We start from the raw sequence: 13,444 nt of genomic DNA on the forward strand, positions 1-13,444 counted from the left end.
ATTAGTTATTATTTTCTTCAGAAACTTCGTGCCCTACTCTTTCTTTAATATCATATGTTTTATTTAAATTAATATCAAATAGAGCATCTCATTTATTGATTTTTGTGCTTGTTAATTTTACAGGACGGAAATCATAATCGCCTGGTAAAACAGTAAATTTAAGTAACATTTGTTCACCAATTTCACTATAGAATTTCTTGTTACCATCTATAAAGAAATCACCTTTATACAATTGTTTACCTTGGTTAGCATAAATTCTATTGTGTAAATGTTGTTTATGTTTTTTACTAAAGTTAGCATTCATTAATAATTCGAACTTTACGCCATATAAATTAAGGATATATTTATCTCTTTCAGGACTTACATATTCCACATTTGCATCATTAGGCATAATTAATTTTCCACTCTTAGAAAGTATTGTTACAGAATCTTTGGTTCTTGCAACTATATCACCCAATAATGGACTTAGAATCATAAAGTGCTTAATCTTAGAAGCAAAGCTAAAAGCTTTTGGTTTCTTAAGTTTTCTTTCTAACATTGAATCCATATCTGGAATATTTTCTATGTTAGTATCGTTTTGTTCTTCATTATTAAATTCAACATTATCTCATTCAATTTGTTTATTTGGATTTTCATCGAATGATAAATTAGAAAATAAGTTCTTATATTCGTTTTCAGCTGTTGTATCTTCATTAACAATATCATCACTATAATCTAATTCTTCAGTGTTTATTTCTTCTTTATCAAAAGTATTAAATTCTTGTGAGATAGAAGATGTGTCATCTAAATTATCAGTTTCAACTTCTTCAGTAGAAGATTCCTCTGAATTTTCAATATTATTATTTGCTAAATCTTGCATTGAACTTTCAAAGTTTTGTTCAACATTTATTGATTCCTCATTATTGATAATTTCTGTACTTTGATTTTTAGAAGAAGCATTCTTTTCTTCTAAAGTATTAAATTCATCTGGTAAATACTCAACATTAGTTTCATTGTTTTCAGATTCTAAACCGTTGTCAAGTTTTTCTAAATTATTTAGTTCTTCAATAGGGGTTTTGCTTTCCTCATTAGAAGAAGTTTCTAATTCTTCACCAAAATTAATATCATTTAATTCTTTATTATCTAAAGCAATATCAGCATCATCTAATAATAAGGGATCATTAGAATCGCTTAAATTTGCTTTATCATTGTTTAAATCTAATGATCCATCATTAAAATTTACATCATCACCTTTTTCGTCAGAAAGTTCAAATGTATCATCTAATGGTATATCAAAATTATCATCAGGATTACTTAAATCTTCTTCTAATGATTCAAGAGGTTCATCGCCCAATAATAAATCATCATCACTAAGAGAACTTGATTCTATAGTAGAAGTTTCGTCAATATCAAGATCTAATCCGCTAGGATCAAAATTTAAATCATCACTACTATCAAGAAGATTTTCAGAATTATCTATATCTGATATAAATTGGTCTTCTCCACTTAAATCATCTGATGGTATTGAATCTAAAGTTGAAGTTTCATCAACATCAAGATCTAAATTATTGAAATCAAATTCTATATCCTCATTATTATCTAAACTATTTAAAGAATCGCTTGAATCTAAAGTTGCAGTTTCGTCAATATCAAGATTTAATCCGCTAGGATCAAAATTTAAATCATCACCACTATCAAGTGAAGAATCAACTAACGTTTCTTTATTAGTAATTGAATTGTCTTCAGTGTGTTCTATTGAAGATGAAGATTTTTCATGAGATTCACTAGTTACAATGTTTTCACTAGCTGGTTTAGCTATAACTTCTTCTTTAACTTCTTCAACTTGACTAGGTTCATCCATTAATAGTTCATCACTATTTGTTGAAAGCTCTTCGTTAATATCAACACCATCTAACCCAATAGTTTCAAAACCTTCTGATGTTAATTGTTCAGAAATTGCTTCTTGTTCGTCATTTTGTTTAACATCTTCTTTTTTATTTAACTCAACTTCTTTATTATTATTAACTTCTTTTTCTTTAATAGTAGTAACAAAATGATCTTTATTTTCTAACATTTGTTTTAATAAATTAGTAAGTTCTTTATTTTGTAATTCTACAACTGCTGTTCTTTCTAATAGTTCATTAATTCTTTTGTTGGTTGCATTAAATTCTGAAGTCATATCACTTCTAAGTTTTTCGTCGTTGTATTTTTCAACTACGATTTGATCTTCGCTAGTAACTTTAGGATTATTAAGTAATTCTTTAACCATTGAAGTTAATTCTTGGTTTTGTTTTTCGATTTGACTTACTTTGTCAAATGTTTCTGATTTAAGTTCTTGAATTCTATTATTAGTTAATTGGAATTCTGAAGTCATATCATTTCTAAGTTGTTCGTCGTTGTATTTTTCAACTACGATTGGTTCTTCTTGAGTTGCTTTAGAAGTTTCAATTAAACTTTGAACCATGTTAGCTAGTTCTTGGTTTTGTTTTTCAATTTGACTTACTTTATCAAATGTTTCTGATTTAAGTTCTTGAATTCTATTATTAGTTAATTGGAATTCTGAAGTCATATCATTTCTAAGTTGTTCGTCGTTGTATTTTTCAACTACGATTTGATTGTTAGGATTGGTTTCAACAAAATCGTCTTGTTCAAGTTTGGTTTCATTTGATCTAGTAATTTTTTCTTCGTTTTTGTAAGGAATGTCTTCTCTAACATTTCTATATAGTGGATTTATAAATTCTGCAGTAGGCATTGGTGTTGGGTAGTAAGGATTTACCACCGGGAATGCTCCATAAAAACCTCTGTAATCAATATTAGGTTTTTGTTGCATCATTTCTCTAACCAAAGAAAATAGTTCATTGTTTTGTTTTTCAAGTGAATTAATTCTTGAATTTGATTCTAACCTAACATCGTGTAATCTTCAATCAAGATAATTTTTATCTCATGATCTAGTATCTTGTAATAAATCGTCTTGACTATTTTGGTTGTATGTATTATCATAAACACGTCTACGAATTTCAGCTGTGTTATAAATTGAATCATGTGTGGTTGGTTTGGCTTCTTTTTGTAAACGTATCAATTCATTTATTGCATTTGCTAGTTCACGATTTTGTTTTTCTAATGAAGAAATACGTTCTTGAGTTGCAGGGTCTACTACTTGTTTTTCAATAGTAATAGTTTCAGACTTGTTGTTTTTATTAGCTAAATCATCACGTAATGCGTTGATTTGTGCTTCGAGTGTCTTAGCTAATTCATCATTATTCGTGTTGTTTGTGATTACTGTTGGTTGTTGTTTGTGAAGTAATTCAGCACGTAAGTTTGCGATTTCTTGTTGAAGACTTCTTACTTCTTGATCGTTATTATTAGTTGCTGGTTGTTGTTGTTTAGCTAATAATTCAGCACGTAATGCATTGATTTGAGTTTCAAGTGTCTTAGCTAGTTCATCGTTGTTAGTTGTATTATTAACAATAATTGGTTGTTCTTGTTTATTAGCTAATTGATCTTTAAGGATATTAATTTGTTCTTCAAGGGTTTTAATACGTTCATCATTTTCTGAATTATCTTGCATATCAACATTATTTAAATCAATGTTTGAAACATCGGAATTTTGTGGGGCTTCATATGGGTGTCAAGTTAATTTAATACCTTCATCTTTATTTTCAATAGGTTTTTCTTTAGCCACTACTTCAGCTTTTTTATCATTAGCCAATGAAGCATCTAACATATTAAGTTCTGTGTCCACATCTGCTATAGGGGCTTCTGTAGTTTCTTCAAATGGACTAACAAGTGAAGGATCAAAATTAGTTTCTGGTTCTAAATTAAAATTGTCATTTAATTCAAAACTATCATCACTAATAGGTTCATTAAAATCGTTTGTAATATTAAAATCATTTGTAGGATCACCAAGGTCTAAAGTATCATTATTTAATGGATCTCCTGATAATTCTGTGTTTAAAAGTTCGTCATCTTGTAATGGGCTAGCATCAAATAATACTTCGTCAGTATTATCGCTAAAAGCATCATCTGGTTCTAAAAGTTCGTCATCTTGTAATGGGCTAGCATCAAATAATACTTCGTCAGTATTATCGCTAAAAGCATCATCTGGTTCTAAAAGTTCGTCATTATTATCAAATAACATTTCATCATCTCCTTCATCTTTTTTAGTATGAAAATCTATTTTCTTAGTGTATTTTTCTTTTTTAATTAAATCTTCTAATTCATTGATAACTTCATGTGAGTTTGAAGTTGTTGAATCAGCAATATAAAGTTGGCTTAAAATATCATCAGCAACTTGATTTTTAATAAATGATTTAATATTTTTATTGTTTTTATATTTTGGAAATACAACATAATTATTTTCTACTATATATTCGTAACTTAAAATGTCGCTATTTGCAGCTCCTCTGCCTAAAGAAGATACTTTACCAAATATTACATATATAATAGTTAAAATTAAAACAATTCCAAAACTAGCAGCTCCGATTAATAGTAATAATCAAGCTTTATCAAATCCTGTTTGTTTTTTAAAGAAAGGTACTGCAATTTTATTAACAAAGTCAAATGCATCTCCATTTCCTATTTGGGTTGCTGTTATTGCATTACCCATTGTAATTGCGCATACTCATGTACCTAGTGCTGATAATACCACACTAAATAAACCATATAGCACCATTGGTGATATAAAGAATATAGATAGTAATAATGGTTGATATTGTCCAAGGCAAACAGAAATTGCTATAAAGGTTACATATATAGTAATTGCTGCTCTTTTACTTCCTTTTTGGGCAACTAACATTAAAGCTATAGCTATTGCTGGTAATATAAATAATGAAAGCAATAATTTAAAATAAGGCACTACAGAAGCACTTTTATAGATTTCATTAGTAAAATCATTTAAGTTTAATGGTGTTGTTAAACCACCAATCAAAGCTACTAATAAATTATTTACTTTCTTACTTTCTAGAATTCCTCCAGAAATTACTTGATTTACATTTTTTTCCATTGCAAATACTAAACCACTTATTATAAGTGAGTGTAATATTCCAATTAATGATGCAACCGTTAATGCAATTATCATAATTAAAAATGTAGTTGTTGTAAGTCTATGAATTTTTTTAGATAATTTTGATAATAATAAAGCTACCAAGTATCCAATTAAAAATCCAATTATCATATTTGAATTAACAAAAATAATATTTTTACCAATTCCATTAAATGATAATTTTGTAATTGCATCTACACCTTTAATTGAAGTCAATTGTTTTATAAATGCAAATGAAAATGTATTTGTGGCTGTATCATAATTTAGAAATGCTGATTGTATTCCTATAAACATGATTCAACCAATAAATGCTGTTAATGCTCCTAATGTTCTATTAGCACTAAAAGTCGTCGCGACTGATATAGCTGTGAACATAGGAACTAAAGCAATAAGTTTTTTAAAGAATTCTTTTGCGAATGTTAATGAATTTTTAATTTCAACCTTTAATGAAGGTATATTTCGCAAAACAGAATCCAAAACCCCATAAATCATAGACAAGAAAGCTAATATAATTAAAGGTATAAATACAGCTCTAAAAATATCAGCAATTTTTTTTCTGATTCACGGAACATTAAAAGAACGTTGTTGAATATGATCCTTCAATGATTTTCTTGTTGATGCTGTTCCCATCGTTTTCCTTTCGATTTATTATAAATAATAACAAATTATACTATAAATATTATTTGTTTTTAAAATAACTCTATTTTTAAGTGTTTTTTTAACATTTTTAACTGTTTAAACAAAATAATTGTTTGTTAATATAAACACGAACTTAACACACTAACAAACTCAAAAAAATACTTATTTTGAATGCTTTTTTGAGTTATTAACATTTTAAAATTCTTTATTATTATATTATTTTAAAAAAACAAAAAAATTTATACTAATAAATATATATTAAAATAATTATAAATTTATAAATATATTAAATATAAACATTAATAATGTAAAAATAAAATGAGTAATCGAATATTTTTATACTTACTAAAAAACCAATTACAAAAAATAAATATAAAAAATGTAATAATTTAAGTTATGAAAAAATCAGTTAATAAATTTTTAGACACAATAGTTGCTATATCATCAGGTAACAATATTAATCAAGCTATTTCAATAATTAGAATATCAGGAAGAGATTCAACTAAGATTATTAAAAAAATATTTAATGGAAAAATTGGAACTGATAAAACAATTACATATGGACATATTATTGATCCTGACACAAAAGAATTTATTGATGAAGTTCTGGTTGCTTGGTTTATTGGAACTAATAATTATACAGGCGAAGATACAATAGAAATCAATGCACACGGCGGCATTTTAGTTACAAATAAAATCTTAAGTCTAATATTAAACAATGGCGCTAGAATGGCTGAAAAAGGTGAATTTACACGTAGAGCATATTTAAATGGAAAAATTACCTTAGAAAAAGCAGAAGCTATTAATTCTTTAATACATGCAAAAACTAATATACAAAGAAAAGTTGCCGCATCGCAATTTAAAGATAAAACTTATCCATGAATTAAAGAAATAGAAAATGAATTGATGTCTATTGTTGGTTTAATTGAAGTTAATATTGATTATTCTGATTATAATGATATTGAACAAGCTAATCCTAATGATTTGCTAGAAAAATGTATTAATTTAATTAATAAAATTAAAAATACACTTGATATAAGTAATAAATTACAAAAAGTAAGTTCGGGAACAAAAGTAGCGATTGTTGGAAATGTTAATACTGGAAAGTCAACATTATTTAATTTATTAATTGACAAAGATCAAGCGATTATTACTGATATACCTGGAACAACTAGAGATGTTAATGTTTCAGAGTTTAGTATTAATGGTATTATTTTTGAATTATTGGATACCGCTGGTTTAAGGGACACAACGGATGTTGTTGAAAGCATAGGTATTAAAAAAGCCATAAGTAGTATTGATGAAGCTGATGTGATTATTTATTTATTTGAGCCTAGCGATTTAAAAATCAATAACAATATAAAAGAAAAAATTAAAAATAAAAAGAATGTTTTGTTTGTTTTAAACAAAATTGATTTATTAACAAATAAGCAAAAACAAACTAAAGAAATTAAAGATATGATTTGAATTTCTGCTAAAAATAAAAATGCTTATGAACTAAAAAATGCTTTAGTTAAGTCATTTATTGGAATTGAGGAAAAAATAAATAACCCCGTTTTTAATGAGAGAAAAGTATCTGAATTAAATAAATGCATTAGTAATATTGAAAATTGTATTAATGGTTTAAAAGCAAAAATAAGTTTAGATGTTGTTATTGTTGATTTATTAGAAGGTCTAGCTAACATTAAATCATCACTTAATGAGGACTACGACACAGAGGATATACTAAACCATATATTTAGTAAGTTTTGTTTGGGTAAATAAAATGATTAAAATAAATAATGATTTTTTAAAGCATGTTGAGGTTACTGAATTTAGTTATGAAGGCTACGGGGTTGTTAGAATTGAAGGCTACCCTATTTTAGTTTCTAATGCTTATTTACATGAAATAATAGATATCAAAATAATTAAGTATTTTTCAAAATATGCTTTTGGTAAGGTTGTTTTTAGATATTCATGTTCGTTAAAAAGAAATAAAAATTTTGTTAAGGATAATTTGTTAATTGATAACTCAAAATTAATTTTTCTTGATTATGATGAACAATTAAAATTTAAGCAAAAAATAGTGAATGAATTATTTAGTAGAGAATTACGTTTTAATAAAGTGAAAAATATTGTTTCATCAGATAATATAATAGGATATAGAAACAAAATTATATTGCATGTTCAATTTTCAAAAAAAACTTTATTAATAGGCGAATTTCAAGAAAACACTCATACTATTGTTGAACAAGAAAATTATATATTAGCTAATAATGCACTTAATAATTTAATTAAATATACAACAAAAGTTCTAAAAGATAATTTAGAATTGCTAGATGAAACAAATATAAAAAGTATTATATTTAGAAATTCTATTTTAAATAATGAACAGCAAATATGTTTTATATCTGAATCAAACAATAGCAAAAATATTAAAAAACCCCTATTAGATAAGATTTTTTTAAAATTCCCAAATTGCAAAATATCTCAAAATATAGGAAATAAAAAAATAGTTTATTCAGATAGAGATTGAATTAACTTTAATTTTGACAACATTAATTATCCCTTGTCACCTGAAACATTTTTTCAAATAAATGAAAATCAAGCTTTAAAAATTTTTAAAATAATAGAAACTAAAATTAGTAACAATAAAAGTAAAACAAATTTAATTGATGCTTATTCGGGGCTTGGTGTTATAGGTATTACCTTGTCAAAATATGTTAATAATGTTTTGTGCGTTGAAAGCAATAAAAAAGCTGTGGAAAATGGGAATGAGTTAATTTTAAAAAACAACTTAAATAATGTTCGATTTTACAATTTAGATTGTACCGAGTTCTTTGAAAAAAATAAAGAAATAAATATAGATACTATTGTGTTTGATCCGCCACGCGATGGTTTAACTCCAAATATTGTTAATGTTGTTATCAGTAATAAAATCAACAACATTATTTATTTAAGTTGTAATCCAAGAACACTGGTCAGGGATTTAAAAATATTCAATGTTTCAAATAATTATGAAATTGAATATGTCCAACCTTTTGATATGTTTCCACAAACACCACATATAGAAACACTAGTTTTTTTAAAATTAAAAAGCAACTTTAACTAAGTTGTTTTTTAATTTTTTTGTATCTTATATTTCAATAAATTTTATAAGAGATTGATCTAGCAAGGGGATCAAATATTGTGCTAGATAATATAACTATTAGCATTACTGGATCTGTTGGGAATCAATTGTGTTTGTTGTGTAAATATACAAGTGAATATGTAAGCCCTGTTTGTAATAAGATCATAATTATTATACTTACAATCACAGGATATCAAACTCTTCCAGCGCCTCATAAACTTCTAAGCGTTATAAGGTTACCAATATCTGATATAGATTTTATTAATAATACAAATGTACATAAATAGCCTATTTGTACAATTAATTTATGATCGATTGAATATAATCTTAATAATGGTTCTGTTAAAGCTATGCAAAGTAAACTAAATAATATTTGCGCATATACAGAAAGCTTAAATAGTCCTTTTTCTAATTTATAAGCTTCATCATAATTTTTCGTTTCTATTTCTTTTGCAATTAATGAACTCGTTAAGAAACTCATACCATAAACAAACGCTACAAATATATCATTTATATTGTTAATTGCCCTATAAATACCAAAATACCCAATACTTAAATTTGCTTTATCAATTGATGCTGCTAATAAAAATTGTGCTATGTATCAAACTCCGTTTTCTATAGAAATAGGTAGACCTAATAAAAAGATTTGTTTGATATAAGAATTACTTCATTTTCATGTTTTTACTGGAACTTGTGTTTCAGCTATATTTTGATCATTTTTATCTTTTTCTTGATTTTCGCTTTCTATTTTCTTTTTATTGTCTTTATTATATTTAGCATATAAAAATATTCCTAATAATAATTGTATGGCTCCGCCAATTACACCATCTAAACTTAAAACTAAAGCGCTAGTTTCCAAAGCATTAATTGCAAATAATGAAATGTAAGATCAAGCTAATCTAACAACTAAACCCACTGAATAAGAAATACTACTTTCTAAGGTTTTATTTACTGCTGTTAAAACGGAACAATAACATTGACCAATTGAAAATATAAATAATTCTAAAAGGCATAATCATAAATATTTAACAGCGAAACTATATTCATTAGCTATCTTTAAAACTGCTTTAGAATTTTCAAAAGTAAAACTTCCAAAAGTTCCTCCATCTAAGACGATTTTTGAAATTTTACTTATTTGTAAATTATTATCTTTTATGATTTTTAAATTAGCCTCATATATTTTTCAATCTTGTAAAGTGTTTCAAGTATAAATAGGAACATCTTTAACTCCTGACATTTTTAAGAAATATTTACTAAACATTAAAACTATAGCATAAGATAAAACATTAACAATAAGAGATAAATAAGTTGAATTATTTAATAAGCGTTTTATTTCTTCATATTTTTTTAATGAATATAACCTAGATGCAACTATTAGTACTCCTGAAGAATAAATTCACGGGATAAACATAAATATTTTATAAACAGTTAATATTTTTGCAATAGTATAAAAATATGAACCACTATATGTACCATCAATATGGTAACTTTTATTATATAAAGAAATAGCTAGTTGAGAAGTAAAACCAACTATCGATAAAACTAGGGTTTGTAAAAACAAATTAATCGCAGGTTTAATAATTTCTTTAAACCTATACACGCCAAATATTTGTCTAAATTTTTCTTTTGTTACGGTTGTTTTCATAATTGCAATAATTGTATATAATTATATTATAAATTACAGTAATTTATTACTATTAATTAAGGAGCGATTATGGGTTTTTGATCAAATTTAAAAGATAAAATATTTGGTACTAAAGAAGAAAGACTTTTAAAAAAACAAGCTAAACTTGAAGCCAAAGAACAAAAAAAATTATTAAAGTTAAGAGAAAAAGAAAATAAATTAAATAAATATGTTGCAGGTTTATCTAAATCAAACAACTCTTTTATAGAAAGCATAAAAGAGTTACAAAATAAATATAATGTGATTGACGAAGAGTTCTTCGATGATTTAGAAGATATTTTAATTATGTCAGACATTTCTTCTTCACTTGTTTCAATAATAATTGATGAATGCAAGAAAGAAGTAAAAAATGAAAACATTAAAGATCCTAAATTGATAAATGAAATTATTGCTGATAAATTATTTACTATTTACACTGCTAATTCTGTTGTTGATACTTCTTTAAATATTAAAGAAGGTAGATTAAATATTTTCTTAGTGGTTGGTGTTAATGGTTGTGGAAAAACCACATCTATTTCTAAAATAGCTAATTTATTAATTAAAGAAGGAAAAAAAGTTCTAATAGCTGCAGCTGATACATTTAGAGCAGCGGCTGTTGAACAACTTGAAATTTGAGCCAACAAAGTTGGAGCTTCAATTTTAAAACCAGAAGTAAATGAAAAAGATCCAGCAGCAGTGGTTTACAAAGCCTTAGAAAAAGCAGAAAAAGAAAAGTATGATGTTTTAATTATTGATACCGCTGGGAGATTACAAAATAAAGTTAACTTAATGAATGAACTTGCAAAAATTAATAAAGTTATAACTAATAAATATCCTGATGCCCCACATGAAAGTTTGTTAGTATTAGATGCTACTACAGGACAAAATGGTGTTTCACAAGCCAAAATATTTTCTGAATCTACTAAATTGACTGGAATAATTTTAACCAAAATGGATGGTACCTCTAAAGGTGGAATTATTTTAACAATAAAAGATGAAATTGGTTTGTCGGTAAAATATGTTGGTATGGGCGAAAAAGTAGATGATTTATTAGAGTTTGATCTTAATTTATTTATTTACGGTCTAATGAAAGAGTTAAATTAAATATGAATAATAATAATGAATTAGATGAAAGAACACATTATATTAATTTATATGAAAAACTAAAAAACTTCTTATCACAAGCACAAAAACAAATTTTATATTTATATTTTATCGAAGATTTAAGCATAACAGAAATAGCTAATGAATTAGCACTAACACGTAGCGCTGTTTTTGATGCATTAAAAAAAGGTAAGAAAAAATTGTTGGATTTAAATGCTAAATTAGGAAATTAATATTCTCACCAAAAAAATGTTTTTGTAATTATTAAAATAAATATAAAACTAACAGATAAAAATTTTTTCAGAAATTAATAATACATATGTAAATATTTAAATATTATGTCATTAGTAGATAATTCAAAATCAATTTATATTAAGGCAAATTTTAAAATTGATAATCAGTAAGAACATTTTCAAATTATAAAAACTTAATTTAATAAAAATTAATATTTAAAAGATGCTTTGAAACATGGTTAAATAATTTAACCTATTGATTTTAATATTTCAAGCTTATTTAAAAAATTTAATTCAGATATATAAAGCATCAAGAAAAGAAACAAACAAGCTTATTTAATATTCTTAAATTTCTCTTCATAGTAGTAAAAAATTAGATTTTGTAATAAATATATTTTTATTCATTTTTATGAATTTAAGGAAACCTATTCAAATAATGAGATAGATGCTTATCATTATTCTTTATTGAATATCATAACAGTATTGCAAGATAAAGTTTTAAAAGAAATTATGAAAATAGAAATTATGCACAAAATAAACTTTTTAAAAAACCAGTAGCTATTAGCCATTGTCTATTATAATTCTTGTTGTTTGCTTAGTTATATTATTTATTGTTTTTAAATTTTTATATAAATAATTAAAAAAATCCTTATTTTAAGATAAAAAATAGAAAATATGTAAAAAGAAAAGAGCAGAATTCTATTTTTGTTTTTTTTAAAAAAATGCTTTTTATAAGCATTAATTTAGTTTTAATATAATATTGCAAAATTCGATTAATTAATATTAATTAGAGATATATTTGTTTTTTTATAAAAATTTAAAAAACACCTTTAAATAAGGGAAAAAATAAATTTTAATTTTTTTAGTTAAAACATGTAATTAATTTTAGAATTTTTTCTTATTATTTAATATAATTAATTAAAAATATAATAAAAGGAAGATAATGAAATACAAAAGAATTTTAATTAAATTATCAGGTGAGGGTCTTGCTAATAAATCTAAAAGTTTAGCCATTGATTACGAATTAGTAAAAAATTTTGCAAGACAACTAAAAGAAATTATTTCTAAAAATATTCAAGTAGCAATAGTTATTGGCGGTGGAAACTTTTGACGTGGTACAAGTGCAGAAAAAAATGGTATCCCTAGAGTAAGAGCCGATTACATTGGTATGCTTGCAACAACAATGAATGCACTAGCATTACAATCAGGTTTTGAAAATCAAAAATTAAAATGTAGAGTGCTATCAAGTTTGTCTATGGATAGTAAAGTTTGTGAAGAATATATTAATGAAAAAGCCATCAAATATTTAAATAATGGTGAAATTGTAATATTTGCTGGTGGAACTGGGCGTCCATTCTTTACAACCGATACTGCTGCTACATTATTTGCTAGTGAAATAAAAGCGGATGCTATATTAATGGGAAAAAATAATGTCGATGGTGTTTATAGTGATGATCCCAAAATAAATAAAGATGCTAAAAAATTTGATCACATTTCATATGAAGATATTGTAAAATTAGGATTAAAGGTTTTGGATTATACAGCTGCTACAATGGCTAGTGAAAATAATATTGACATTTTAATATTTAATATTTTAGAAAACGATTCACTATTAAAAATAATAGATCAAAAGATTTCACATACAATTATTTCTAACAAAAAATAATAAAATGTGT

Annotated in this window: 7 protein-coding genes; 5 read left to right on the forward strand and 2 right to left on the reverse strand. The window is 25.2% G+C overall.

Annotated features, from left to right (window positions below):
* Position 1: 1 nt before the first annotated feature.
* Positions 2 to 5,650 (reverse strand): hypothetical protein, encoded by a 5,649-nt coding sequence (locus F795_RS06210; RefSeq protein WP_022935802.1) that lies wholly within the window; start codon positions 5,648 to 5,650, stop codon positions 2 to 4.
* 405 nt (positions 5,651 to 6,055) lie between these two features.
* Here F795_RS06210 and mnmE point away from each other — a divergent pair, with 405 nt between their 5' ends.
* The gene (mnmE, locus tag F795_RS0100540; protein WP_022935803.1) at positions 6,056 to 7,423 is read left to right on the forward strand and encodes a tRNA uridine-5-carboxymethylaminomethyl(34) synthesis GTPase MnmE; all 1,368 of its coding nucleotides are present in this window, start codon (positions 6,056 to 6,058) and stop codon (positions 7,421 to 7,423) included.
* Position 7,424: 1 nt separating this feature from the next.
* Positions 7,425 to 8,750: a 23S rRNA (uracil(1939)-C(5))-methyltransferase RlmD gene (gene rlmD, locus F795_RS06215; RefSeq protein ID WP_022935804.1), complete on the forward strand. Its 1,326-nt coding sequence runs from the start codon at positions 7,425 to 7,427 to the stop codon at positions 8,748 to 8,750.
* Here rlmD and F795_RS0100550 read toward each other — a convergent pair.
* Positions 8,743 to 10,413, reverse strand: coding sequence for an MATE family efflux transporter (locus F795_RS0100550; protein ID WP_022935805.1), 1,671 nt, complete (start codon positions 10,411 to 10,413; stop codon positions 8,743 to 8,745). The genes rlmD and F795_RS0100550 overlap by 8 nt on opposite strands.
* Positions 10,414 to 10,482: 69 nt before the next feature.
* On the opposite strand from F795_RS0100550, the gene ftsY reads away from it, so the two are divergent.
* From ftsY to pyrH, 3 genes are all read left to right on the forward strand, one after another.
* Complete coding sequence (gene ftsY, locus F795_RS0100555) at positions 10,483 to 11,535, forward strand: signal recognition particle-docking protein FtsY (RefSeq protein ID WP_022935806.1); 1,053 nt, start codon at positions 10,483 to 10,485, stop codon at positions 11,533 to 11,535.
* A 2-nt stretch (positions 11,536 to 11,537) separates the two neighbouring features.
* Positions 11,538 to 11,768 (forward strand): sigma factor-like helix-turn-helix DNA-binding protein, encoded by a 231-nt coding sequence (locus F795_RS0100560; protein WP_022935807.1) that lies wholly within the window; start codon positions 11,538 to 11,540, stop codon positions 11,766 to 11,768.
* 940 nt (positions 11,769 to 12,708) lie between these two features.
* On the forward strand, positions 12,709 to 13,434 hold the full coding sequence (gene pyrH / locus F795_RS0100565) for a UMP kinase (protein ID WP_027120232.1): 726 nt from the start codon (positions 12,709 to 12,711) through the stop codon (positions 13,432 to 13,434).
* The last annotated feature ends 10 nt before the right edge of the window (positions 13,435 to 13,444 follow it).

It is taken from the genome of Metamycoplasma orale ATCC 23714, from assembly GCF_000420105.1.
GTDB classification, from domain to species: domain Bacteria; phylum Bacillota_I; class Bacilli_A; order Mycoplasmatales; family Metamycoplasmataceae; genus Metamycoplasma; species Metamycoplasma orale.